The organism is Sorangium sp. So ce406 (assembly GCF_051474675.1).
GTDB lineage: Bacteria > Myxococcota_A > Polyangia > Polyangiales > Polyangiaceae > Sorangium > Sorangium cellulosum_G.
This window is the reverse complement of record NZ_CP150340.1, coordinates 6,899,071-6,923,848: the sequence shown is the minus strand read 5'-3', so window position 1 is coordinate 6,923,848 and position 24,778 is coordinate 6,899,071. Positions and strand designations below refer to the sequence as shown.

16 protein-coding genes are annotated in these 24,778 nt (G+C 74.1%); 8 read left to right on the top strand and 8 right to left on the bottom strand.

What is annotated here, in order from left to right; genetic code table 11:
* Positions 1–44: 44 nt before the first annotated feature.
* Positions 45–479 carry a YciI family protein gene (locus WME96_RS25555; protein ID WP_437284206.1) on the top strand — a complete coding sequence of 145 codons (435 nt, stop codon included), beginning with the start codon at positions 45–47 and terminating at the stop codon, positions 477–479.
* Positions 480–509: 30 nt separating this feature from the next.
* Here the strand turns inward: WME96_RS25555 and WME96_RS25550 are convergent, their stop codons facing one another.
* The 3 genes from WME96_RS25550 to WME96_RS25540 form a co-directional block, all read right to left on the bottom strand.
* Positions 510–3,128 carry an ADYC domain-containing protein gene (locus tag WME96_RS25550; RefSeq protein WP_437284205.1) on the bottom strand — a complete coding sequence of 873 codons (2,619 nt, stop codon included), beginning with the start codon at positions 3,126–3,128 and terminating at the stop codon, positions 510–512.
* Positions 3,129–3,478: 350 nt separating this feature from the next.
* Entirely contained in the window at positions 3,479–7,717 is a 4,239-nt protein-coding gene (locus WME96_RS25545; protein WP_437284204.1) for an nSTAND1 domain-containing NTPase, read from the bottom strand.
* Complete coding sequence (locus tag WME96_RS25540) at positions 7,714–9,573, bottom strand: sigma 54-interacting transcriptional regulator (RefSeq protein ID WP_437284203.1); 1,860 nt, start codon at positions 9,571–9,573, stop codon at positions 7,714–7,716. Before WME96_RS25540 ends, WME96_RS25545 begins: the two co-directional genes overlap by 4 nt.
* Before the next feature lie 343 nt (positions 9,574–9,916).
* On the opposite strand from WME96_RS25540, the gene WME96_RS25535 reads away from it, so the two are divergent.
* A complete protein-coding gene (locus WME96_RS25535; RefSeq protein WP_437284202.1) occupies positions 9,917–12,733 on the top strand; it encodes a hypothetical protein in 2,817 nt (938 codons plus the stop codon).
* A gap of 11 nt (positions 12,734–12,744) precedes the next feature.
* Here WME96_RS25535 and WME96_RS25530 read toward each other — a convergent pair whose 3' ends face one another.
* Positions 12,745–13,608: a DUF6209 family protein gene (locus WME96_RS25530; protein ID WP_437284201.1), complete on the bottom strand. Its 864-nt coding sequence runs from the start codon at positions 13,606–13,608 to the stop codon at positions 12,745–12,747.
* Positions 13,609–13,863: 255 nt separating this feature from the next.
* Here WME96_RS25530 and WME96_RS25525 point away from each other — a divergent pair, with 255 nt between their 5' ends.
* A complete protein-coding gene (locus WME96_RS25525) occupies positions 13,864–14,925 on the top strand; it encodes an acyltransferase family protein (protein ID WP_437284200.1) in 1,062 nt (353 codons plus the stop codon).
* 22 nt (positions 14,926–14,947) lie between these two features.
* Here WME96_RS25525 and WME96_RS25520 read toward each other — a convergent pair whose 3' ends face one another.
* Together WME96_RS25520 and WME96_RS25515 are read right to left on the bottom strand one after the other, a co-directional pair.
* The gene (locus WME96_RS25520) at positions 14,948–15,148 is read right to left on the bottom strand and encodes a hypothetical protein (protein WP_433926458.1); all 201 of its coding nucleotides are present in this window, start codon (positions 15,146–15,148) and stop codon (positions 14,948–14,950) included.
* Positions 15,145–16,119 carry a GAF domain-containing protein gene (locus WME96_RS25515; RefSeq protein ID WP_437284199.1) on the bottom strand — a complete coding sequence of 325 codons (975 nt, stop codon included), beginning with the start codon at positions 16,117–16,119 and terminating at the stop codon, positions 15,145–15,147. Before WME96_RS25515 ends, WME96_RS25520 begins: the two co-directional genes overlap by 4 nt.
* Positions 16,120–16,385: 266 nt before the next feature.
* On the opposite strand from WME96_RS25515, the gene WME96_RS25510 reads away from it, so the two are divergent.
* Both WME96_RS25510 and WME96_RS25505 read left to right on the top strand, forming a co-directional pair.
* Positions 16,386–16,913 carry a methanogen output domain 1-containing protein gene (locus tag WME96_RS25510; RefSeq protein WP_437284198.1) on the top strand — a complete coding sequence of 176 codons (528 nt, stop codon included), beginning with the start codon at positions 16,386–16,388 and terminating at the stop codon, positions 16,911–16,913.
* Between the two features lie 9 nt (positions 16,914–16,922).
* Positions 16,923–18,881: an ATP-binding protein gene (locus WME96_RS25505; RefSeq protein ID WP_437284197.1), complete on the top strand. Its 1,959-nt coding sequence runs from the start codon at positions 16,923–16,925 to the stop codon at positions 18,879–18,881.
* A gap of 362 nt (positions 18,882–19,243) precedes the next feature.
* Here the strand turns inward: WME96_RS25505 and WME96_RS25500 are convergent, their stop codons facing one another.
* Both WME96_RS25500 and WME96_RS25495 read right to left on the bottom strand, forming a co-directional pair.
* Complete coding sequence (locus tag WME96_RS25500; RefSeq protein WP_437284196.1) at positions 19,244–20,179, bottom strand: phosphotransferase; 936 nt, start codon at positions 20,177–20,179, stop codon at positions 19,244–19,246.
* Entirely contained in the window at positions 20,176–20,718 is a 543-nt protein-coding gene (locus WME96_RS25495; protein WP_437284195.1) for a hypothetical protein, read from the bottom strand. The genes WME96_RS25500 and WME96_RS25495 overlap by 4 nt, the downstream gene beginning before the upstream one ends.
* Positions 20,719–21,661: 943 nt before the next feature.
* Between WME96_RS25495 and WME96_RS25490 the strand changes: the two genes are divergently transcribed.
* The 3 genes from WME96_RS25490 (at position 21,662) to WME96_RS25480 (ending at position 24,769) form a co-directional block, all read left to right on the top strand.
* Positions 21,662–22,732, top strand: a complete 1,071-nt coding sequence (locus WME96_RS25490) for a hypothetical protein (protein ID WP_437284194.1) — start codon at positions 21,662–21,664, stop codon at positions 22,730–22,732.
* A 358-nt stretch (positions 22,733–23,090) separates the two neighbouring features.
* The gene (locus WME96_RS25485) at positions 23,091–23,234 is read left to right on the top strand and encodes a hypothetical protein (RefSeq protein ID WP_437284193.1); all 144 of its coding nucleotides are present in this window, start codon (positions 23,091–23,093) and stop codon (positions 23,232–23,234) included.
* 275 nt (positions 23,235–23,509) lie between these two features.
* Positions 23,510–24,769 (top strand): DUF2169 family type VI secretion system accessory protein, encoded by a 1,260-nt coding sequence (locus WME96_RS25480; protein ID WP_437284192.1) that lies wholly within the window; start codon positions 23,510–23,512, stop codon positions 24,767–24,769.
* Positions 24,770–24,778 lie beyond the last annotated feature (9 nt).

Genomic DNA, 24,778 nt, shown 5'->3' with positions numbered 1-24,778 from the left:
ACGACCGTCCGGCGCCCCTCACGACACCAGAAGGAGACACGACGATGCGCTTCATCATCACCGCAGCACCCGGGACCGACCAGGCGAAGTCAGAGGCGGAGGGGGCCCCGGACGAGGAGCTCTTCGCGGCCTACATGAAATACAACGAGGAGATGGCGAAGGCCGGCGTGCTGATCGCGTCCGAGGGGCTCAACCCGGCCGGGGCCCGCGCGCGCGTCGGGATCTCCGGGGGAAAGCGCGCCGTGCTCGACGGGCCCTTCGTCGAGACGAAGGAGCTGGTCGGCGGCTTCTACCTGATCGAGGTGAGCTCGAAGGAGGAGGCGATCGCATGGGCGCTGCGCTGCCCCGTCGGGTTCGGCGCCGCCGAGGTGCTCACGATCCAGCAGATGACGGAGCTCTCGGACATCCCGCCGCGCTTCAGGGACATCCTCCTGGACGTGGCGCCGACGTGGGGGGCGTCGTTCTCGAAGGGGCGGTGATCGACCCGCGGTCGACGGGGAGCGTCGCGCTCAGTTGCGCGCGCGGACGAACGGCGTCGCGTCGTAGAGCACGATCGGCGCGTCCGCCGTGGTCCCCTTGCGCAAGGTGAGGCGGTTCGTGGCGATCAGCGGCGTCGAGGGGATGAGCGTCATCCACCCGAGCGAGCGGAGATTGGCCGCATCGGTGTGCGGTAGCGCGTGCCAGTCCAGATCGCTCGCGGCGTCCCACGAGCCCTTCGCGGGGATCGTCGGCGTGAGCTCGCCGAGAGGGCTCCCGTCCGTCGTCCAGACCTGCACCCTCATCGTCACGGACTGCTCGCCCGGGTTGTTGACGACCGGCGCGCTCCACTGCGTCAGCCCCTCGCCGCCGGGCCAGTTCTTGATGTAAGGCCAGCTGATCAGGGTGTCGGAGGAGGCAGCGACGAGCGGCTCGTCGTTGAACAGGACGACCGGCGAGCTCAGGGTGGCTCCGTCGCGCAGGATCACCCGGTTGATACCGAAGACAGGAAGGTCGGCGCTGATCTCGACCCAGCCCTCGGAGCGCCCGCCGCTGCCGGTGGCCGGGACGCTCGTCCAGTCCGGGTCGCCGTAGGCGTTCCAGGCGCCGAACGGCGGGATGACCTTCGTGAAGCTCCTGAGCGCCCCGCCTCCGTCGTTGCGGCGCACCGTGACCGTGATGGCCACCTGCGCCGGATGGGGGTTGTTGACGACCAGGCTCGACCACTGGGTCATCGTGCCCGTCGCGGGGACGTTCCGCAGGAAGGAGCTCGCGGCGAGCTTCTTCGCCGCCGACGTCGCCGCCGCGAAGCTCACGTCGTCGAGGAGCGCCACGGGCGCGTCGTACGTCGAGCCGTCGCGGTGAACGATGCGGTTCGTCGCGACGACAGGCTCGTCCGACCTGATCTCGACCCACCCGAGCGCGCCGGTCCTCGTGGGGGTGTTGGGCACGGCCAGCCAGTCGCTGTCGCCATACGAGTTCCACACCCCCCTGGCGGGGAGGGCGCGGTCGAACTCGTGGAGGCTGCCGTCGACTCCATGGATCCGCACCGTGATGGATACCTGCTTTGTCGCCGGGTTGTTCACCACGACGTTCGACCACTGGGTCCGGCCGCCGGCTTCGGGCCAGCCCTTCAGGTAATAGCTCGAGAAGAGCCGCCTGGAGGGCGACGTCAGGAAAGGCTCGTCCTCGACGAGCCGGGCGGGCGCGTTCCAGGTGCTCCCGGCGCGGAGCGAGGTGCGGTGGGTCGCCACGACGGGCTTGTCGGACGCGAGCGCGATCCACCCTGCCGCGCGATCGCTCAGGAGATCGCCGTCGTCGATCGCGTCCCAGCGCGGATCGCCGTACGAGCTGTAGGCTTCAAATGCCTTGAGCGTGATCTGCACGGCGCCGAGCGGCGCCCCCCCGCCGGTCGGGAAGACGGTCAGCTTCACGGTGGCCTCCGTGGCGTTCGGGTTGACCACCGTGACGTTCGACCACTGCGTGAGGCCCCCCCGCGCGGGCCAGTTCCTGAGGAACACCGAGGAGTACTGGCGCTCGCACAGCGCGCCTGGATCGCAAGACCAGCTCCGGATCAGGTGGGGGCGAGAGGGGTCCAGCGCCGTGTCCTCGGCCGAGCACGTCGTCGGCGGGCCCCCGTGATTGTCGGGATGGCCGGCGACGCGCCAGTGATTCCGGCAAATCGCGCCGTCGGGGCTCCAGACGGCCTCCAGGGGGAGCTCGGGGACGTGGTCCCCCTGCTCACGGATCTGGATCCCCCTGTTGTCCTCGGCGTCGATCAGGGTCCCTTCCGCCGTGGCGGATCGGTCTTTGCCGGAGAAGTCGGCCCGCACCATGCGGGTGCACGTCTGCCGGAGGCGCTGCGCGTCGTCGTTGTTCGGTACGTCGTTGTAACCCATCCTGTCGCACTTGATGATGGCCGACGTCGCGCAGGCGAACGTGAAGTAACCCGTCGAGGCGGTCCGGGTCCCGCGCTCGTCCCAGACCTCGGCGAAGGGAGTCGCCCAGCTCGCCTCGGGCATCTCCAGCGTCGCGCGACATGCCGGTCTCCACGAGGCTTCGCCCTGCTCCGCCCTGTCCGGGTCCTGGATCTCGACATCGTAGCCATGGCCGGTCGCGCTCACGCCGTGGATGCGCGCGGGGAACGTCTGCCAATCGCCGTCGACGCAGAGAAGATCGACCTTCAGCTCTGCGCCGGCCCAGTCCGCGTCGACGAGACGAGCGCCGTTGTCGAAGCTGCCTGTCAGCTTGCCTTGCTCGACGCGGGCGCCGACGCGCCTGCCGTCCTTCGTGATCTCCGCCAGGCGGAAACGCCTGGGCACCTCGGACGGCTCGAGCTCGCCATACGACGCGCCGGGATCCCAGCGCCCGTGCAGCTCGATCCCGTTACGGGACCGGTGGAGGGGCGACTGGATGAGCGGGTCGGCGCCGGACGGGTCGGGTGAAGGATCGCCCGGCTTCGCGCGCGGCCGCGTGCACGTCGCGAGCGATGTTCCGGACGACGGAGCGGTCGGTATCGCGATCGGCGGAGACACCACGATCCCCTCGATGGGCGCGCTCTTCGCGACGAGCTCGCTCTCGCCCGCGAGCGTCTCCTCCACGTCCACCGCGGTGCACGCGGCGCCCGAGGCGATGACGGCGCAAAAGCTCAATCCGACAGCGGTGCGGCGGGCGCCGCCGCGCCGCCGGGTCGAACCGCCAAGCCAAGGAGTCCCACGCCTCTCGGAACCGTGCATATCGAGGTCTCTTCGCCTTTCCGTGCTCTGCGCGCGCACGAGCGTGCGACCGCGCGAGCGACTTGCCGGCGCGCGCGATGCCACGCCTGCGCGCGCCCGTGCCCGCAAGTCCTCGCAAGCGACGTACCACCTGGTCCTCGCGCCGCGCGGCGTGTGCTGCTGCACCGATCCAGCGCCCGCCGGTCGCGCTCGCCCTGCGCCGATTGCGTGCATGTACGGCGGAAAATTTCTTTCACGCTGTTCGCCGTCGCGATCCCGGGCGCGGCTCAGTCGCGGTGGGGCCGGGGCGTCGCGCAGATCCGCGCCCCGACGAGCGCGTCGCGCAGGGTCGGCTCCGAGGGCTCGCGGTTGCTGCTTACGCTGGTGAGCGCGTTCTCGTACCAGCTTCCGCCGCGCAGCACGGGCTCGGCGGAGCCGTCGGCCGACACGGTCCACTCGAAGACGTTGCCGGCCAGGTCGTGGACCCCGAACGGGCTCGCGGAGGCGGGGTGCGCGCCGACCTCGTCCGGGCCGAAGCCGAGCGGATCGCGGCCGTACGTGGCGTCGTGGTTGGCGTCGTCGGGCTCGAGCCGGTCGCCGCCCGGGAAGACGCGATCGTCGGCGCCCCGCGCGGCGCGCTCCCACTCCGGCTCGGTGCAGAGCCGCGCGCCGGGCACGCGCCCGGTCCGGTCGAGCCAGGCCGCGTACGCGCTCGCGTCGTCGAACGAGATCGCCGAGACCGGGAAGCGGCGCCAGTCCTGCGCCGCGCGCCGGGCGCGCCCCGGGTAGCGGAGCAGCTCGCCCTCGCGCGCGCGGTACGCCTCGACCGTCGGCTTCAGCAGGAGCTCGAACGCGCCGCCCGAGGGCTGCGCGAGCTCCAGCACGTGCCAGTCCTTGTGGGCCGCCGGCGTCCGCCGCGCGCGCTCGTCCGCGGGCAGGGCGCGCAGGTACTCCATCCAGTCGGCGAACGTGACCTCGTGCCGCGCGATGAGGTAGGCGCCCGTCTCGGCGGCGTGGAGCGGCTGCGCCTTGAGCATCCCCCGGAGCTGGCCCTCCTCGCCCATGCCGTACAGGAAGCGCCCCGGCGGCACGTACACGAACCCCTCGGGCACGTCGCCCGCCGGCGGGAGCGCGAGGTCGAGGCGCACGCGCTCGCCCCGCGCGATCACCACCGGGAGCCGCACCTCCGCGCGCCCCGCCGCGGTCAGGGTGAGCAGGAGCGAGCCCTGCTCGACGTCGCGCTCGTCGAGCGGCGTCCGGCCGAGCGCGCGCGGCGCCGAGAGGGCGCGGCGGCCGCCCTCGGGCACGAACCGCTGGAGCGACACCTCGGCGCCCGGCGGGGAGGTGACCACGGCGACGCGGCCCGGCGCGTCCCAGAGGCGGCGGCGCTCGCCGCCGTCGTCGTGCGCGGCGAGCCGCGCGATCAGCTCGTCGCGCTGGGCGAACCGCCGCTCGCGCTCGGCCAGCGCGGCGCGCTCGACCAGCGCGTCGCCGAGCAGGGCGCGCGCTTCCGCCCGGTCGCCGCCGAGGCGCAGCGCGGCCTCGAGCTCCTGGGACGCGCGCGCGTAGGCGCGATCGGCGCCGGCCGAGATCGAGAGCGCGCGCTGCCACGCGGCCTCGCCGGCGTCGGCGTCGCCGGCCCCGAAGCGGCCGGAGGCGCCCTGCTTCAGCGCCTCGGCCTCCGCGCCGGCCGCCCGCGCCTCCGCGAGCGCGGCCTGCGCGGAGGCCGCGTGCGCGGCGACGCTCCGGTCGACCGCGCGCGCGGCGGCCGCGCGCGTCAGCGCGACGCCGAGGCCGGCGACCAGCGGGATCGCCAGCGCCGCCGCCCACCGGCCGAGCCGCCGCCGGAGCGCGGCGCGGCGCGACGCCGAGAGGAAGGCGGCGTCCCGGGGGCCGAGCGCCGCCGGGTCGACGGCGCGCGCCTCGACGAGCTGCCGCTCGGTCCAGAGCGCCTCGGGGGCGCGGCCGAGGCGCTCCCACTCGGCGGCCGCGCGCTCCAGCCGGTGCGCCACGGCGCGGCGCTCGGCGTCGCCGCTGAGCCAGCCGCGCAGCGTGTCCCAGCCGTGGAGGAGCGCCTCGTGCGCGAGCTCGTAGGCGCTCTGCTCGCCCGCCTCGGCCTCGAGGGCGACGAGCAGCCGGCCGCGCACGAGGGCGTCGAGCGCGGCGCGGCGCGCGGCGCGCGCGCCTGGCGGACCGACGCCGCCCCCCGCATCGGAGAGCGGCCCGCCGGCGAGGAGCTCGCCGTCGGTCCGCCGCGCGCGCGTGCCGTCGGGGCTCACGAGCGCGGCGAGCAGCCGCCGCGCCTCGTCGCGCTGCGCGGGCGAGAGCGCGGCGAGCACGGCGTCGGCGTGGCGCGCGAGCGCGCCGGAGACGCCGCCGATCGCGTCGAGCGCCGAGGCGGGGATCTCGCGGCGCGCCTCGTCGCGGGCGTCCCAGAGCTCGGCGAGCGTGAACTGCAGCAGCGCGAGGCCGCCCTGGGGCCGCGCCGCCTCGCGGACCAGCGCCTCGACGGTCGCCTCGGAGGCGAACCGGAAGCCCTTGGCGGCGGCGGGGCCGGTGACGACGTCGCGCAGCCGCTCCGGGGAGAGCGGGCGCAGGAGGTAGAGGGCGAGCGGGACCTCGTCGCCGAGGCCGGGCAGCGCGCCGAGCCGGGCGAGGAAGTCGCTGCGCGCTGTCGCGAGCAGGCGCACGCCGCCGCCCGGGCCGATGAGGGCCGCGAGGGCGTCGGCCGCGAGGGCGGCCTCGGCGGGGTCGGCGAGGGTGCAGAGCTCCTCGAGCTGATCGACGAAGAGGAGCACGCGCCGGCCGTGCCTCGAGAGCTCGCGCCCGAGGGCGGCCGGCTCGGCGCGGAGCCGCTCGACGAGGGCGGGCTCGCCACCGTCGGCGAGGCCGCCCGGGAGGCCCGAGAGGGCGGCGAGCGCCGACGCGAGGGCGGCGAGGGGGCGCCGCCCGAGCCGGGCCGAGACGACGGTCCACGCGCCGCCGTCCGGGCGCTCGGCGGTCCACGCGCCGCCTGGGCGCAGGGCGATCGATCCGACGCCGCTCGGGCGACCGGCGGCGCCCGCGCCGGCGCCCGTGTCGAGCGCGCCCTCGGCCACGGCGGGGAGCACGCCGGCGCGGCAGAGCGAGGACTTGCCGGCCCCGGAGTCGCCCGCCACGAGCACGAACGGCTGCGCCCGGAGCCGGTCGAGGACGGCGCGGGCGTCGGCGTCGCGGCCGAAGAAGAGCCCGCGGTGCTCCGCGTCGAACGGCAGGAGCCCGCGGTACGGGTTGCCCTCGGGGACCGCGGCGTCGGCGCGGCGGGCGAGGAGCCGCTCGAGCGCCTCGCGGAGCTCGTCGCCGGACGCGAAGCGCCGCGCGGGGTCGCGGTCCACGCAGCGGTCGATCGCCGCCGCGAAGCGCGGATCGATGCCGGGCGCGAGGGCCGCGACGGGCGCCGGATCGGTCTCCTGGACGACGCGCGGGAGCTCGGCGAACGGCACCCCGTGGTGCGGCGCTCGCCCGGCGCAGAGCTCGTAGAGGAGCACGCCGAGCGCGTAGACGTCCGCGCGCGGGCTCGACGGCTCGCCGCGCCAGACCTCGGGCGCCATGTAGAGCGGCGTCCCGACGACGCTCTCGGGGTGGCGAGGCGCGCCCTCCAGGCGAGGGGCGCCGCGGGCGAGGGTGGCGTCGCCGGTGGGGAGCACGTCGGCCGTACGGGGGGCGCCGGCGGGCGGCGCGCCGCCGGTGGCGTCGCTGCCGGAGCGCGCGCCGCCGCCGGAGCGCGCGCCGCCGCCGGAGCGCGCGCCGCCGTCGCGCCGCGCCGCGGGCCGCGCGAGCGGCGCCCCGGCAGGGCCCGACGCGAACGACGCCGTCGCGCCGCCGTCCTCTGGAAGGGCGCCCCTGGCCGGCGGCGCCGGGGGCTCGCCCGGCTTCACGGACATCGTCGCGCCCTCGTCGGGCGCGCCCGCCGCGCCGCCCTCCGCCGTGGCGGGCGGTCGGTGCGCCGCGCCGCCCTCCGGCCGGTGGCCCGCGCCGCCCTCCGGCCCGGGCAGGAGCTTCGCCAGGCCGAAATCGAGCAGCTTGACCTCGCCCTCGTGGGAGAGGACCGCGTTCGCGGGCTTGATGTCGCGGTGGAGCACGCCGCGCCGGTGCGCCGCCGCGAGCCCGCGCGAAAGGCCGACGCCGATGGAGAGCGCCTCGGCCCAGGGGAGGGGCCGGTCGAGCCGGTCGAGGCCCGTGCCGCGCACGTACTCGGAGACCAGGAACGGCCGCCGCCGCACCTCGCCGAAGCGGTGGACCGCGACCACGTTGGGGTGCGAGAGCCGCGCCACCGCCCGCGCCTCGGCGAAGAAGCGCTGGCGCGCCGCCTCCGACGGCGACTCCGCGGCGATGAACTTCACCGCGACAAGCCGGTCGAGCAGCCGGTCCTCGGCCAGGTACACCTGCCCCATGGCACCCCGTCCGAGGGGGCGCAGGACGCGGTACTCCTCGAACTCGTCCGGGGGGCTCCACGCCGGATCCGCGCGCTCCGCCGCGACGCTCACGGCCGGCGCTTCGTCTCCCGCTGCGACAGGCCGTACTGCTTGATCTTCAGCACGAAGGTGCGGACCGGCATGCCGATGAGCTCCGCGGCGCGCGTCTGCACGCCGCCCGTCACCGCCAGCGCCTCCTCCATCCGACGGCGCTCGAGCTGCCGCACTTCCTCCGCGATCGGCATGAAGCGGCGCGGCGCGCCCGGCGCCGCGGCGAGGGCCTCCGGAGCCGCGGCGAGGGCCCCAGGAGCCGCGGCGAGGGCCCCAGGAGCCGCGGCGAGGGCCCCGGGAGCCTCCGCCGGCTCCTCGGCTGCGCGGCCGGCCACGCGCGGCGGGAGATCCCACACCTCGACCGCGTCGCCCTGGAGCGTCGCGGCGGCGAACTCCATCGCGTGCTTCAGCTCGCGCACGTTGCCGGGCCACGGGTGCGCCGCGAGCGCCCGCAGGGCGGCGTCGGACAGCTCGACCTCGGGCAGGCCGAGCCGCGCGCGCGCCCGGGAGAGGAACGCGCTCGCCAGGATCGGGATCTCGCGCGGCCGCTGGCGCAGCGGCGGCAGGTCGACCGCGGCGGCGCCGAGCCGGAACAGCAGATCCTGCCGGAAGCGCCCGGCCTTGCACTCGGCCTCGAGATCCCGGTTCGTGGCGGCCACGATGCGCACGTCGACCTCGCGGTCGCGCACGTCGCCGAGGCGCTGGATCCGCTTCACCTCGAGCGCGCGCAGCAGCTTCGCCTGGGCGCCGAGCGGCAGCTCGCCCACCTCGTCGAGGAAGATCGTGCCGCCGCTGGCGCGCTCGAGGAGGCCGGGCTTCGCGGCCGCGGCGCCGGAGAAGGCGCCCCGCTCGTGGCCGAACAGCTCGCTCTCGACGAGCGTCTCGGGCAGCGTCGCGCAGTTGAGCGCCACGAACGGCCCGGCCGCGCGCCGCGACCAGCGGTGCACGGCGGCCGCCGCGTTCTCCTTGCCGGCGCCGGTCTCGCCGAGCACGAGCACCGGCAGATCGCTCTGCGAGAGCCGCCGGATGAGGTCGAAGAGCCGGATCATGGCCGGGTCGGCGAGGAGCACCGCCTCGTCCCCGAGGACGTGGCGCACGGTGGCCTCGGCGGCCGCGGCGACGCCGCCCGGGGCCGCGACGTCGGCGGCCGCGCGGGCCGCGCAGAGGAGCGTGTCGGCGTCGCAGCCGTCGGCCGGCAGGCACGCGAAGCCGCCGCGCGCGGCGGGCGCGACCGGGGCGAGCGCCTCCACGAGCTCCGCGGCGGCCGACCGCGCGGCCTCGCCGGCGAGCTCGGGGAAGACGACGACGAGCTGCGCGTCCCCGCCCCAGGCGACGATGTCCATGCGCCGCACCGCGGCCGCCGCGCTCTGGCCCGCGGCGCGGAGCGTCGCCCCGTCGCCGAGCAGGAGCGCGAGCACCGCGAGCGGGCGGCCGTAATCGGCGGCGCGCTCGACCTCCTCCTCGAGCCGCTGGCGGAGCTGCCCCGCGTCGACGGCGCTCCGGCTGCGCGCCGGCGGCTCGCACCGGAGGATGAGCGCGACGTCGCCGAGGGCGACCACGTCGCCGGGGCGGAGCGTCCGCGCCCCCGTGATCCGCTCGCCGTTGACGCAGACGCCGTTGTGGCTGTCGAGATCGGCCACGCTGACCTCGCCGTCGGCGACGACGAACCGCGCGTGGCGCCGCGAGATGGCGCTGCTGTCGATGCGGAGATCGGCCTCCGCCGCGCGCCCGACGAGCAGCGCCCCGCCGGACGGCAGCCAGACGCGCGACGACGAGCCCCCCTGGATCACGAGCAGGTGGGGTCGCACGCCGGTCGGCGCGGCGGACGTGCTGGCGAGCGTCTGCGTCTCGAGGTTCGGATCCGGCCGCGGACACATTGGCCCGGAGTATCGCTCAGGGGGGCGACCCTCACAACCGGCGGCCAGCCCGCGGCCAGCCCGCGGCCAGGGCGCGGCCAGCCCGGCCAGCGCGCCGGCGAGGCTCGGCAACGTTTGCCGACTCAGCAAGCGTTGCGCGCGGCGGGCTCCCGTCGCCGCGCAGCCGTTGCCGACCGCCCCCTCCGCGCGGCGCGGCGGAGGGCGGTACATCGGTTGCTATCCGGGACCTCAGGAACAGCGGCAGGGCAGGAGAGGGCGCCCGAGGTCCTCCGCGGCGCGGAGCGCCGGCGCCGTTCCTCCCTGGAGAGGTCATTGAGGGGCAAAGCCCCCAAGGAGCATGCTCGTGCACACGAAACGGATGATGCTGTCGCTCGCAGTCCCGATGATCCTCGGCGGATGCGGCGTGAGCGCGGCGGACAGCGACGCAGAGGCGATCGAGGGCGAAGAGGCGATTCAGGAGCAGGTGGCGAGCGCCGCCGACGCCCTCGCCAGGGCCGCGACAGGCACCGTGACGCGCCAGTACGCGTCCCTTTACGTCAAGAACTGGCCCGACTCGGGCAGCCGGAGGCAGTGGACCGACATCACGGTGAACAACCCGAACCCGGTCCCCGCGCAGGTCACGATCACGATTCACCGGACCGGCGGGGGATACCCGCTCGAGGTCATCACGAAGACCATCCCGGCGCGCGGCGCGTACAGCTCGTTCGGCGACGCGGCCTGGCTGGCCATCGACGACAGCGACCCGGCGAACCAGCGCTCGATCGGGTGGATCGAGCTCGCCTCCGACGTCCCTGTCGCGGCCACGAGCCGGGTGACGCTGCGGGACGGGAGCACGTTCGACGCGCCCGTCGCCCTCCTCGACGACGAGGCGTTCGTGAAAGCGCCCTCCACGCGGCTCTTCTCGAGCCTTTTCCTGAAGAACTGGCCCGCCGGCGGCGGCGCCGCCACGCAATGGACGAACCTGATCGTCAACAACCCCGGTGACCAGGCCGCGACAATCACCGTGCGCGTGCACCGGACCGACGGCGGCGGCGTCCTGTCGTCGCTCAGCCGCACCATCCCGGCGAAGGGCGTGTGGAACTCCTACGGAGACGCGGACTGGCAGGGTGTCGCGAACACCGACGCCGCGAACGGGCGCTCGATCGGGTGGGTCGAGGTGGTCTCGACCGCCCCCGTCGTCGCGATGAACCGGCTCACCCTCCGGAGCGGCACCACGTACAACGCGCCGGCCGTCCACGTCGAGGACGACGCGCTCACGTCGGAGACGTCGCAGACCCTCCGCGCCAACCTGTTCATCAAGAACTGGCCCACGAACAGCGGGCTCTCGCAGTGGTCCAGCGTCGTCGTCAACAACCCGGGCGCGACGGCCGCGTCCATCCGGGTCGTGGTGCGGGGCAAGGACGGCGCGATCCTCGGTGATTTCACGAAGACCGTCCCCGCCATGGGCTACTGGAACTCGAGCGGCGACGCGAGCTGGGCCGGCGTCCAGAACAGCGATGTCGCGAACAACCGCTCCGTGGGCTGGGTCGAGATCACGTCGAGCCAGCCTGTCTTCGGGATGAACCGGGTGACGTTCCGCGACGGCAATGCGGCGTCCGCGCCCCTCAGGGACATCGACGACGGCCCGCTCCAGACGGCCACGTCGCGGAAGCTCTTCGCCCCGTATTACCTCAACAACTGGCCCACGACGAGCGGGCACACGCAGTGGAGCAACGTCATCGTCAACAACCCGAACGACTACCCCACGACCATCACCGTCCGGATCCAGCGAAAGGACGGCACGGGCGACGTGACGTTCTTCACGCGGCAGATCCCCGCGCGCGGCCTCTACAACGCGTACGGCGATCCGAGCTGGGTCAACGCGCCGTTCACGGACGCCGCCAACAGGCGCTCTGCTGGGTGGGTCGAGATCACCGCGTCGGCGCCGGTCATCGCCATGGACCGCGTGGTGCACCGGGACGGGAGCGCGTTCGACTCGCCCGACGTGCTCTTCGACGACAACGCGCTCGACGGCGGCGTCCTGTCGGCGTGCGACCCGCTCGGGCCGGGGGAGTTCTGCCCGCGGAGCGCCGAGGAGGAGGTGGCGCCGTTCAAGGAGCTCATGATCGTCGACCCCGCGATCGTCGGCGGCGAGCGCGCCTCGAGCGCGGCGGGCGGCCACTTCAGCTTCCGCTGGCTGATGGAGCAGCTCGCGTCGCCCGGCGCCGATCCCTCGGCGTTCGTCGAGCGGTGGCTGTCGACGGGGTTCTCGGCCGGCTCCGTCAACGGCTTCCCCGTCGAGGACCGCCCGGCCGTGCGCGCCCTTGTCACTTCGTGGCCGAAGATCCCCGGCACGAGCCGGCTCGATCTCTCCCGGTCGCCCTTCGAGCTGCTCGCCATCGTGAACCGGGTCGATCTCTCGTCGGGCGGCAATGCCGGTGAAGGCCGCTTCGTCTTCGGGCTGAAGCAGGGGAGCTCCGGCGCGCCGATGACCGTCATCTTCGAGTACAAGCTCCCGGCGAGCGCGTCGCGCGAGCTGTGGGCGCAGCGCTTCCACGCGCTCGGCGCTGTCGCCATGGGCCCCGAGCTCGGCGCGCGACTCCAGATGATCACCGACGAGTTCACGGCGCGCGGCGCGAGCCCGTCCGGCGTGAACGGGAGCGCGCTCGGGCAGCTCCGCACGAACGAGAAGCTCGACTTCAGGCCGTGGCAGCTCCGGGAGTTCAACCTGGTCGCCGGCAGCCCCGCGCGGCTGCAGATCACGACAACGAAGCAGAACCCGGACGAGAGCCTCGACGGCTCACGCGCGCTGGCCGACTTCATCAACGCGAACGCGAGCGGCATCCTCGCCGGGACGGCGCTCTTTCCGCCGGCGATGCTGGGCGGCGAGTCCAACGCCGAAGTCTTCCGCTGGACGGTGCCCGGCGTCAGCGAGGCGCTGCGCCACGCGTTCGCCACGCAGACCTGCAACGGCTGCCATGAGTCAGAGCAGCCGAGCCTCGATGGCTTCTATCACGTGTCGCCCGTGAGCTCCGGCGGCGCGGACGGCACGGGGCGGCTCTCCACGTTCCTCCGCGCAACGGACCTCCCCGCCCGCGAGCGCTCGCTGCAACAGACGCTCTGCAACGGCAGGTGCCCCGGCGCGGCGCCCGCCCCGGTGGCGCCGGCGCGCGTCCACTGACGACCGGCAGCTCAAATCAGCGCGTCTTCCGGAACCTCCGCCTGGTGCAGGATCCCATCCGTGAACACCTGGCCGTCGATCTCGTAATATAACCGATATTGCACCTTGCGCGCGTCCGGCCGTGGCGACACCGAGCCCGGCGTCGCCGTGGGGCCCTGGAAGATCTTGCCGTCGAAGCCGTACTGCTGGACCGGGCCCCACCCGGTATACGCCAGCGTGATCGTCTCGGCGTGCACGAGCGAGTCGCTGCCGTCGAACACATGGACGTCGATCCAGGCGTTCGCGCCCCACGCCGAGCGGCTGACCCACGCAACGAGATCGAGGTGGACCTGGATGTCCTTGCCGATGCTCGGCCCGTTCGCGGGCCTCGGAAACGTGTTTTCCTTCGAGATCCGGGCGGAGCGCACGTTGACGATGTCGGGGCGCCTCTGCGCCCCGGCGCGGTACACGACCGGCTGCGCCGGGGCCCGCGGCGGCGGGCCGCCCACGTCGAACCAGTAGTTGTCGCCGAAGCGGCTGTCCCACGCGTCGCACCGCGCGCTGGTCTGAGAGAAGTTGTGGAACCACATCTCCACGCGCGTCGCGTCGTCCGGCACGGAGATCTCCAGCGGCGCGGGCGTGTGCGCGACGACGGCCCCGGGCGGGTCCCCCGGAGTCCGCTGCTCCTCGACGACGCTCCCCTGCACGATCTCGCCGCGCGGGTGGAAGCGCACGACCGCGGTGATGTCGCCGATCTCGGCGCCGCGCCACGTCGTGAAGCACCGCGACAGGCGGGGAGGGGCGTATTCGATCCTGAGCGTCCCCCCGCGCTCGATCTCGCCCTGCTGCGCGTGCAGCCACTCGGGGAAGAACTGCAGAACAGCGACCGTCGCCATGGGACCCTCCTCTGAGCAGGCACCGAGGAGCGGGCCAGATCGCGCTGCTCGGCGTCGCGGCCACGGTCGCACGCTTCGCGCGTGCGTTCAAGCCCGCCCCGGGCATCGCGCCAGTCGACCGCACGGGCGCGCGGGACAGACGCGTGTGTCGCGGCCGGGCGTGCGGCTCTCCAGCGACTTCGATCGCGCTGGCCTGCTGCCTTTGCCGATCTCATCATGGGATTCCAGGCGGGCGGCGCGCCGGGGGGAAATACCATGGATCGAAGCGGGCGAATCCGGTCGCTCGACGGCCTTCGTGCCGTCTCGGTGACCATGGTCGTGATCGCGCACCTCGCGAGGCACACGGGCGTCTTCGCGCGCTTCGATCTCGGCAACCTCGGCGTGCGCGTCTTCTTCGTCCTGTCCGGATTCCTCATCACCACGCTGCTCGCGCGCGAGCACGCGGCGACCGGACGAATCTCCCTCTCGGCGTTCTACCTGCGGCGCACGCTGCGTATCTTCCCGCCGTTCTACGCCCTCGTGCTCGCCGTCGCGGCGGCGCGCGCCGCGGGCGTCGTCGCGCTGCCCTGGTCCGACGTCGCCCACGCGGCCACGTACACCATGAATTACAACACGGCAGATCGCGGCTGGATCCTCGGCCACACCTGGTCGCTCGCCGTCGAGGAGCAGTTCTATCTGCTCTGGCCCGCGGCCCTCGCCCTCGCCGGATTCCGCCGCGGCCTCGCCGTCGCCGCGCTCGCCATGCTCGCCGCGCCGCTCGTGCGCGTGGCGACCTACCTGGCCTTCCCCGCGGCCCGCGCCGGCATCGGCGAGACCTTCCCCACCGTGGCCGACGCGCTCGCCGTCGGCTGCGCGCTCGCCCTCGCGCGCGACGCCCTCTGGCGGTGGGCGCTTTACCGCCGCTTCCTCGGCTCACCCGCCTTCATCGCCGTGCCGCTCGTCGCGCTCGTGGCCCACGCGGGCGGCAAGCACCCTCTCTTCTCCTTCTTCGTCGGCACGAGCCTCGTGAACGCCGCCGTCGCGCTCGTCGTCGACCGCGTCGTGCGCTTCCCCGACGGCCCGATCGGCCGCTTCCTCGATCGCCGCCCCGTCGCTCGCGTCGGCGTCGCCAGCTATTCGATCTACCTCTGGCAACAGCCCTTCCTCGACGCCCGCTCGAACGCCTGGTGGACTGCTTTTCCGCAGAACCTGATCCTGGTCGGGCTCTGCGCCGCCGTGTCCTATCACCTCATCGAGCGCCCGATCCTCCGACTCCGCCTCTCCCTCGACTCCCCCCGCGCGCCGCAGAAGGCCCCGCCGGCGCGGCAGGCCGCGTAGCGCCGCGCCGCGGGCGTGACGCCTACCCGCGGCGCGAAACGATCTCCTGCAGCGCGCTCTCCAGGCGCCGCTCGACCTCGGGGTCGTCGAGCGTGGGCGTGATCTCGCCGGGCACGACGCGCGCGCGCATGATGACCCGCGCGTAGATGAAGGCGCTGCGCGCGCTCGGCGGGTCCTGGTTGCCGAGGCAGGAGCGGAGGAGCTCGTACGCTCGGCCCTTCATGACGCCTCCGCGGCCCGCAGGCGCGCGACGGTGGTGATGATCCGGCGCACGGCGGCGGAGGCCGTCTCGTGCGCGGCGAACGCGTCCCGCACGACGTGGGCCGCCCTCGCGGCGGCGCCCTGGTCGAGCGTGCCTTGCAGCACGCCCTCGGCCAGGCGGACGAGCGGACCTATCTCGACCATGTCCGTCGCGAGCGAGCGCGTCGCCTGGGCGATCTCGGCCGCCGCCTCGGCCGGGGCGGAGCGCGCGAGGGCCATGGCGTCGTCGGCCAGCTCCTCCGCGATCGCGAACATGTCGCGGTAGCAGTCGACCGCCGCGCTCAGGTCGTCCGCGCTCAGCGCGGCCGGGGGCGCGTCCCCCATCGCCGCCGCCGCGCTGTGCGCCGCGGCGATCGCGGGCGCGATCGCCGCGAGCGCGTGGTCCAGCGTGCGCGCGGTCAGCTCGAGCCGGGCGAGGCGCTCGACCGTGGCGCTGCTCCGCGGCGGCGCGTCGGCCACCAGCGCCTCGAGCCGCGCCCCGACCTCGTCGCCGAGCTGCGCGAGCTCCTCGACCACGCGCGGCCCGAAGCTGCGGGGCACGCCGTCGAGCACGCACAGCGAGCCGACCACGTGACCGTGCACCCGCAGGGGCACCCCGGCGTAGGCGCGGATGCCGTAGCGCTCGACGAGCTCCCTCGGCACCCGCGGGTCGGTCTCCGCGTCCTCGACGACGAGCGGCGCCTCGTGGCGCACCACGAGCTGGCAGAACGAGTTGCTCCGCGACGTCGCGCAGCTCACGCACAGCTCGGGCGGCAGCCCGTGGTGCGCGCGAAAGAGCTGGATGTGCCGGACCACCAGGCTCACGAGCGCCATGGGCGCCCCTGCGAGCTGAGCCGCACGCGCGACGCACGTGTCGAGGAGGACGTCCGCGTCGGCGTGCATCAGCACGTGATGCAGCTCGGCGAGGCGCGCAGGGTCGTTCAGATCGGCCATGAGGGGTGCTCTTGCGGGCGAGGATGGGCGCCGGCTCCAGGCAGCGCCAGGACGCGACGCGCCTGGAGCGGAACATTACCGCAACGGCGCGGCGCCGGCCGCTCGCCCCGCACGACCGGAGCTCAAATGATCCGATGCTCCAGGCAGCGCCGGATCTCCGGCTTCCTGCGGCGCGCGGCTGACGAGAGCGAGGGACCCGGGGGTTCGGTTGGCGGGGTCCGTGCATGGTTAAGACGAACGCGCTCCAACCGACGGGAGGCTCCGCGATGAGCAACGCTGCAGAGGCCGTACGGCAGCTACCGGTACAGCTCGACCGAGACCGTTTCCTGCGGCAGCTCCTGCGTGAGCTCGCCGGGACGTTACAGGAGGTCGTCGGCCTCGAGCAGGCGTCGGGCTTCGTGAGCGTCGTCGGCCAGAAGATCGGCGACAGCCTCAATGACGAATATCGATCGAGGCTCCAGGTCCGAGCGCTCACGCGCGAGCAGGTGATCCAGGTGCTGGTGGACCTGAAGCGGCGGATCCAGGGCGATTTCTACGTCATCGAGGAGAGCGACGAGAAGATCGTGCTCGGCAACCACGCGTGCCCGTTCGGCGACATGGTGAGGGGCCGTCAGGCGCTGTGCATGATGACCTCCAACGTCTTCGGCGTCATCACCGCGGAGAACCTCGGCTATGCGCGCGTCGTCATCGAGGAGGCGATCGCGCAGGGGCACGCCGGCTGCCGCGTCGTCGTGTACCTGAAGCCGCCGCCGGACGAGGGCGCGCCAGCAGGTCAGGAGTACTTCAAGGGATAGGCGCGAGGCATGCTCATGGTCAGCTTCGGCCAGCTCGCGGACGTGCTGCCCGAGCCCGTGCTGCTCGTGGCGAGCGACGGGCTCGTGGTCGCCGCGAACCAGCGCGCCCGCAAGGCGCTCGGCGGGACAGGCGCGGGCCGGTCCCTGTTCGCGCTCTGCTCCGACGAGCGGGCGCAGGTGGCGGGGCTGCTGAAGCGCAGCGCGCGCGTGCGCCAGCCGACGCTCGGCACGCTCACGCTCATGGACGGGCGCCGCCATCGCGTCGAGGGCGCGGTCGTGCACCCCTCGTCGGACGGCGCTCCGGCGGTCGTCCTGCTCCGCCTCGTGCACGAGCAGGCCGCGCTGTCCGCGTTCGTGGAGCTCAACCGCGCGCTCGATCACCTGCGGCGGGAGATCGTGGCCCAGCGGCGGGCGAGCCAGGCGCTGGACCGGCAGCGCGAGTGGCTGCGGGTGACCCTCGTCAGCATCGGAGATGCGGTCATCGCGACCGACGTCGAGGGTCGCGTCGTCTTCATGAACCCGGTGGCCGAGCAGCTCACCGGCTGGACCGAGGGCGATGCGATCGGGAGGCCGGTGGCCGAGGTGTTCTGCGCCGTCAGCGAGGCGACGCGAGAGCCCGTCGAGAACCCCACGGTCAGGGTGCTCCGCGAGGGGGTCGTCGTGGGCCTCGCCAACCACACCGTCCTCGTGACCCGGGGCGGCGGCGAGACGCCCATCGACGACAGCGCGGCGGCGATCCGGGGCGCGGGCGGCGAGGTGATCGGCGCCGTGCTCGTCTTCCGCGCGATCGCGGAGCGCCGCGCGCTCGAGCGGCTGGCCGAGCAGCGCCTCGCGGAGCTCGTCCTGGCCGACCGGCGGAAGAACGAGTTCCTCGCCATGCTCGCGCACGAGCTGCGCAACCCCATGGCCGCGATCCTCACGGCCACGACCGTCCTGCGCGCGCACGACGAGGATCCGGAGGCGGCGGCGTACGCTGCTGCGGTCGTGGAGCGCCAGGTGCGCCACATGGCGCGGCTCGTCGACGACCTGCTCGACGTCGCGCGCATCAGCCAGGGCAAGATCGGGCTGCGCGCGGAGATCGTCGACGTCTCGCGCGTGCTCCAGCAAGCCGTCGAGACCAGCCGATGGCTGATCGAGGCTGGCCGGCACGAGCTCCACCTCGACCTCGCGGCGGGCTTGCCGCCCGTGGTGGGCGACGCGACGCGCCTCGAGCAGGTCTTCTGCAACCTGCTGAACAACGCGACCAAGTACACGCCGCCAGGCGGCCACATCTGGCTGTCGGCGCGAGGCGACGGCGACGAGGTGATCGTCCGGGTGCGCGACACCGGCGTGGGCATCCCTCCCGAGCTCCTGCCGAATGTCTTCGACGTCTTCGTGCAAGGCGACCAGTCGCTGCACCGCTCCCGGGGCGGGCTCGGCGTCGGCCTCGCGCTGGTCAAGTGCCTGGTCGAGCTGCACGGGGGGTCGTGCTCGTGCGCGAGCGCGGGCGACGGCCAGGGCGCCGAGTTCGTCGTGCGCCTCCCGGCGCTGCGCGGCGAGGCCGCCGCGGCGGGCGCCGACGAGCGCGAGCTGGCGTCGCCGGGGCAGCGGCTGCGCGTCGCCGTGGTGGACGACAACCACGACGCGGCCGACATGCTCGCCGTGGTCCTGAGGCGGTGGGGGCATGACGTCGTGGTCGCGCACGACGGGCTCGAGGCGCTGGAGCTGGTGCGGTCGTACGGCCCGGATGTCGCGGTGCTGGACATCGGCCTGCCGGGGATCGACGGCCACGAGCTCGCGCGCCGGCTGCGGCGCGAGCCGGCGCTCGGCGGGTGCACGCTCATCGCGCTGTCCGGCTACGGTCGGGAGGTCGACCGGCAGCGCGCCCGCGACGCGGGGTTCGACCACCACCTGCTGAAGCCGGTGGAGCCGGCGGCGCTCGTGAAGCTGCTCGCGCGGGTGACGTCGTCCGGCGGCGCGGCGCGGTAGAGCGCCTGGAGGCGCCGCGCACGGTGCGCGGCGAGGATCGAGCGCTGTTCACGCTGCGGCGAGGGTCACCGGACCGGGCTCGGCGCGACCATGGGGCTCATGGGCCCGGGGGGGGTAGACTGGGCGCGGCGGCGGCAGCAGATAACGCTCCTCCGGGTGCTGCCTCGCCGCTCTCGTTTCAGGGCGATCCTTGGTGTCTGTCGCGCGCTCGTCCTGTGGCGACATAGACGGTGGCGGCACAGAGGGCCTGTCGCTGGCGAACCTGGAGCCTTGTCGGACTTGAGCGATCCCGCGACGCGGGGCGTTGCTCGCGGGGGCACCTCTTCAAGCGCGGCGCTTTCCGGAGAGTCTCGCGCGTGGGCTCAGTGGCGCATCTCGTCACGCATCTCGTGAAGGAGCGCGGCGGCGACGGTGCCGGGATGGATGCGCTCCGGCGCGGCGCGGAGCGCGGCGAGGACCTCCAGGAGCGGCGTGGGCTCGCCCTCGGCGGGGGGTGGCCCGCCGAGGCGCGCTCCCGCGAAGAAGAAGCTCGCGGCGTAGAAGGCGAGGGCGATGCGGCGCGCGAGGTGCGCCCGCGAGCGCTCGTCGTCGCTCGCCGGCCGCCCGAGGTACGCCTGGAGCAGGGCCTCGCGCTGCTCGGGCCGCGGGAACGCGAAGACGCCGAGCTGCGCGAGATCGACGAACGGATCGCCCGCGCCCGCGGTGGTCCAGTCGACGAAGACCACGCTGTCGGCCGTCACGAGCACGTTGTTCGGGTTGAGGTCGCGGTGGCACGGGGCCTCGTGCGCGTGGGGCGCGCTTGCGCGCTCGAGCTCCTCGACCGCGCGGACGAGCTCCGCGGGGAGGCGCGCGCCCGCGAGCGCGGCGCACTGCGCGTCGAGGAAGCGCAGGAAGTCGATGCGCGCCGGGCCGCGCGGGAACGGCGGGCCGTCGTGGAGCCGCCGCAGCGCCGTCGCGACCCGCTCGAGCAGCCTCGGGTCCCCGGTCGGGCGGAGCGGCGTCCCGGCGATGCGGTCCATGATCGTGACGCCCGTCCGGCCGTCCGCGTGGCGCAGGCGCGGGGCGACGCCGCGCTCGGACGCGACGCGCATGCACGCGATCTCGCGCGCGGCGCGCTCCGGGTCGGCCGGATCGGGCGCGCAGCGCTTCGCGACGTACGGCGCGCCGTCGACGGCGAACGCGATCAGCGTGGCGCCGGAGAGCCCGCCGGCGAGCGGGGCCGCGTCGTGGACCGGTCGCCCGGGGAACGCGGCCGCGATCGCGGCGGCGAGCTCGGGGTGCATCTCCGCGGCGCTCATGCCTTCCCCCGCATCGCGGCGAGCCGCTTCGCGTAGAGGCGGCCCCGCGCGGCAGGGTCGGCGGGCCGCGCCCAGTCCCACCCGATCGCCTGCCAGTCCGGGTCGTCGGGGTCGAGCCCGAGCGACGCGACGAACGCCCGACCGGCGACGAAGACGTGGTGCTTGTACGCGAGGAGGTAGCTGCGCGGCGCCTCCGGCAGCGCCTCGATGTGGGCGCGCGCCTCGTCGTGGGTCGCGAACCAGTGGTGCAGCGCGCTGGCGTCCCGGCCGTAGAGCAGCGTCCCGAGCTCGGGCGCGCCGGGCTCTCCCTCGAGGGCGCGCCGCGCGCGCTCCCAGCTCGTGAAGCCGCACTCGCGCGCGACCACCGCGAGGCAGTGCTTCCGGCGGATGCCGGGCGCGGCCGCGGCGAGCGCGGCCTCGTCGGCGCGCCGCAGCTCGGGGAGCGCGCGCAGGCGCGCGAGCGCCTCGGCGTCTCTCGACGCGACGCGGGTCTGCAAGAGCTCGGCGCGGATCTTCAGCTCGCGAACGGGATCCATCATGAACGTCTCCTCTCGAAGTCGGCCGTTACCCGCTCCCTCGGCCCGAGGAACTCGACGTGGCATGACGCTGCGAGGTGACCCGCGATCGTCGCGTGCAGGGTGAAAGGCTTCTTTCCGGCGGGAAGGGCGCCCCTGCGCACCCGTGCGAGCCAACGTACCGCTCCGCGGCCGGGCGCGCCAGTCATTTGAATCGACACTGAGGTGGTTCGATGTCTCTCCATCGCGTGCCCGGCGTGCGTGAAGCGACGCTGAGGGCCAAGCCGGCCGTCATGCCCTGATCCGCTTCACGGTTGCCCTGATCCGCTTCACGGTTGCCCTGATCCGCTTCACGGTTGCCCTGATCCGCTTCACGGTTGCCCTGATCCGCTTCACGGTTGCCCTTTTCGCCTCGGACCCCCCGTGGCCCCCGGGTCTGGTGCCCTTTTCGCCTCGGACCCCCGGTGGCCCCCCAGGATCTTGAGCGTCGTTCTTGTCACCACCGAGGTGAACACGATGCCCCCCTGGAGAAGGACGGAGAGGCCGATACAGGGGGGCATTCAAGACGCCGAGCAGCTCATCGAAGACAGCCCGACCGAGCATGAGCTCTGGACTGCGATGTGCAAGAGGCACGAAATGAACATCGCCAGAGCAGGGCTGCTCTAGAGCGACAAACGGGTTGAAATCCCGAGAAAACGAACCACAGAGGCACAGAGGGCACAGAGGAAGAGAAAAGAAAGATTGTTTATCTTCGATTCTTCCTCTGTGTCCTCTGTGCCTCTGTGGTTCAAATCTCTTCATTCCTGGGTGTTTCAAGCTGATCGGCGCTCTAGCCTGCGGCGAGGGGGCGAGGTCCCGGCCGTCGAGGGCGCCTCAGCTCCGCGCGGCAACCTCTCTTGCGGGGTGGGATTGGCCCCGACATGCACGATAACGGACGCCTTCGCCCTGGATCGTGTACGATGCAAGCGTGGCGGACCTCGACGCGATCTCGGATCGAACCCACGTGGCCGCGGGGGCAGACTTCGCGTTCGTGATCACCCGGCGAGGGCGGCTCGTCACCCGCCGAGCGCCGGGCGACATGCCCGAGGAGGGCCGCAGCCGGATCGTCGAGGCCGCGCTGCGCCTCGGGGATCGCGGCCGGCTCGGGCATGTGGAGCTGCCGCGCGAGGAGCTGGTCCCGTACGGGGGCGCGGCGCCCATCGACGTGTACTTCGGTGTGGCCGCCGAGGCGATCCTCTGCGTGGTCATGCCCACGTGGGCGGACCGGCAGGGCGTGCTGCCCGCGCTCGAGCGCGGCCTGCGCTCCATCGAGGAGGGCGCCCCGGCGGAGCCGCGACCGGCCCGCGCGGGGCACCGGCGCACCCGCTCGCGCCCGCGCGGGGAGGCGGCGGCTTCCCAGGCGCGCCGCCCGGGCGCCGAGGTCCGCGAGCCGCCGCCGTCGACCTGCGCTGTCGCGGCCGGCTGCGAGCCGCCCCCCTCCGGGCGCGCCGCGCCGCCGTCGCCGCCGGCCCACAGGCGCAGCGCCGTCGCGGGCCTGATCCTCCTCGCCAACGGCGGGCCGCCCCGCTCGCTGGCGCGCCCGGTGCTGCTCCGCGACGCGCCCCCGCCGCCCGCGGGCGCACCACGGGAGCTCGGCGACGCGCCGCCGTCGCTGCCCGAGATCCGGCTCGGCGCGGCCCCGGTGGGCCACGAGAGCCTGGCGGCGATCGAGGCCGAGCTGCCGCAGCCGGCGCGCCCCGGATCGATGCCCGAGGCGCTGCGCTTCGATCTGGTGAGCATCAGCCGCGAGAGCCTGCTGGAGATCGCGGCCGAGGAGGCGCGCCAGGCGACCGCGGGGCCGCGACCGTCCATGCCGCTGGTGCGCCCCGAGCGCTTCACCCGCCCCTGGGTGGAGGCGCCCGAGGACGGGAGGCGCATGGCCGACGCCGAGAAGGGCGCCCGCAAGACCGCGCCCCCGGCGCTCGACGTCGAGGTCGTCGAGCCCGAACACGAGCTCACCGACGCGGCGCCCGCGGATCGGCGCACCTGCTCGGGGTGAGCCTCGCGCTCATCGCAGGTCGGCGTCAGGAGGCCACGCTCTCCGCGGGAGGGATCACGGAGCCACCGTCTCGGCCGACCCGCGCGACGGACGCGCCTCCTGCGCGCGCCGGAGCAGCGGATCCCCATGGCGTGCTGCTGGAGCAGCAGCGCGACAGCAGCGCTCCGGTCCCGTCTCGGCCCGGCGCCGCCTGAGCGCCGCCGCGCGAACGCGGCGAGCCGCCACACAGGCTCCGGACCGGGCTGCGGTACGGGAGTTGCTCCTCGCCCCGCGCTCGCAATCCGCCGTTCATGGCGTCGCGCCTGCCGCGGCTCCCACCCCGCACGTACCCGCGAGCTCGATGGACAAGGAGTCTCCCGTGACCGCCTCACGCCGACCCGGCAAGCTGCACCTCGATGCCTTCCTGATGACGATAGGACACCACGAGTCGGCGTGGCGGTTCCCGGAGAGCAACCTGACCGGCACGTGGGACGTGGCGCACTACAGGCACCTCGGCACGTAGGACGTGGCGCACTACAGGCACCTCGGACGCCCTGCGGCGGCGCGGCCTGTTCCGCGCCGAATACGAGGGCACGACGCTGCGGGACCACTACGGGCTCCCCCGGCCGGAGAACCGGTTCGCGCTGCGCCGGGCGGCCGGCGGGCAGGCCGCCGCCGCGCAGGCGCGCTGAGCGCAGGAAGGTAGAGAGACCGCAGCGGCGGGGCCGCTGCCGGAGGGGAAAGCGGGCGAGCGGCTTGCTCCGCTCCGAAGCCGCCGGGTATCCTGCCGCGGCCGCGATGGAACTCGAGAACCGCACTCCGTTTCCTGCGCTGGAGTACGCCATCGTCGACTCCTGGGGCGACGAGTCGCACGTCGTCGTCGCGCGGGGCAGCTACGAGCTGCGCGCCGCGCCGGAGGCGGGCGAGAGCGACGGCGCGAGGATCACCCACGTCGCCGCCATCACCGAGGGTGAGCTCGTGTTCTCGGACGTGTATCACGGCGAGATCAACGGCAGCAGCGTCAAGTTCGAGAGCGATCTCGCGCAGAGCAAGCCGAGGTGCGACGTCATCGTGATCGGCTCGGCGCACGCTCCGGCCGGCGAGGCCGTGGCGCGCGTGGACGTGCGCGTCCGCGTCCGGCGCCTGGCCGAGATACCCAACCTGGCGGGAGCCGGCACGCTGCTGGATCATCACCTCGCCGTCCGCGGGGCGCGCGCGTTCGAGCGCAAGGACGATGGATGGGCGCTGACGGATCCGGAGCCCTTCGAGGCCCTGCCGCTGCGCTACGAGCACGCCTTCGGCGGCCAGCTCAAGGTGTACGCCGACGACGACGCCGCGAAGCGGGTCGGCGACGCGCACCGGCTGAGCGAGGAGGCGCGCCGGGCGCACCCGGAGGCGGGCGCGGCCCCGGTGGCGCACGCGACCTGCGCGCACAATCCGTTCGGCGTCGGCTTCCTCGAGGGCTGGTACGCCGACGCGGCCGAGGTGAAGCGCTGGCCGGCCCCGCAGATCGAGGCGCCCGGCGCCGGGATCACGGCGGAGATCTTCGCGCGGATGGTGGCGGGCGAGGTGCGCGCCGGCGAGGTGCCGGAGCTGTCGCCGCGCGGGGTAGGCGTCATCGCCAGGCCGTGGCAGCCGCGGTTGAAGCTGGCCGGCACCTTCGATGATCGCTGGCTCGCCGAGCGCTGGCCGTACATGCCGCCCGACTTCGACATGGCCTACTGGAACGGCGCGCACCCCGACATGCAGTGCGACTACCTGTTCGGCGGCGAGCTCGCGGAGCTGTGGAATCTGCTGCCGCGGAGCGCGCCGGGCGTGGCGCCCGAGACCGCGGGCACGGCCTGCCGCTTTCACGTGCCCGAGGCCGCCGTGGTCGTCCGGCTCACCGGCAAGGACGACGCGGTGAGCTTCGCCGCCGTGCCCATCGACACGGTCATCGTCGACCTCGAGCAGATGCGCCTGTCGCTCGTGTGGCGCGCGCGCATCCCGGCGTCGCTCGAGGTCGAGGGCACGAGCCTCCTGGCGCTCGGGTACATGAAACAGGCGGGCGCGGCCTAGCCGAGGCAC

Excerpts from the sequence above, each read along its gene's own strand:
- WME96_RS25555 (WP_437284206.1), top strand. The coding sequence starts at position 45 with ATGCGCTTCATCATCACCGCAGCACCCGGGACCGACCAGGCGAAGTCA.
- WME96_RS25540 (WP_437284203.1), bottom strand. The coding sequence starts at position 9,573 with ATGTGTCCGCGGCCGGATCCGAACCTCGAGACGCAGACGCTCGCCAGC.
- WME96_RS25530 (WP_437284201.1), bottom strand. The coding sequence starts at position 13,608 with ATGGCGACGGTCGCTGTTCTGCAGTTCTTCCCCGAGTGGCTGCACGCG.
- WME96_RS25525 (WP_437284200.1), top strand. The coding sequence starts at position 13,864 with ATGGATCGAAGCGGGCGAATCCGGTCGCTCGACGGCCTTCGTGCCGTC.
- WME96_RS25520 (WP_433926458.1), bottom strand. The coding sequence starts at position 15,148 with ATGAAGGGCCGAGCGTACGAGCTCCTCCGCTCCTGCCTCGGCAACCAG.
- WME96_RS25515 (WP_437284199.1), bottom strand. The coding sequence starts at position 16,119 with ATGGCCGATCTGAACGACCCTGCGCGCCTCGCCGAGCTGCATCACGTG.
- WME96_RS25510 (WP_437284198.1), top strand. The coding sequence starts at position 16,386 with ATGAGCAACGCTGCAGAGGCCGTACGGCAGCTACCGGTACAGCTCGAC.
- WME96_RS25505 (WP_437284197.1), top strand. The coding sequence starts at position 16,923 with ATGCTCATGGTCAGCTTCGGCCAGCTCGCGGACGTGCTGCCCGAGCCC.
- WME96_RS25500 (WP_437284196.1), bottom strand. The coding sequence starts at position 20,179 with ATGAGCGCCGCGGAGATGCACCCCGAGCTCGCCGCCGCGATCGCGGCC.
- WME96_RS25495 (WP_437284195.1), bottom strand. The coding sequence starts at position 20,718 with ATGATGGATCCCGTTCGCGAGCTGAAGATCCGCGCCGAGCTCTTGCAG.
- WME96_RS25480 (WP_437284192.1), top strand. The coding sequence starts at position 23,510 with ATGGAACTCGAGAACCGCACTCCGTTTCCTGCGCTGGAGTACGCCATC.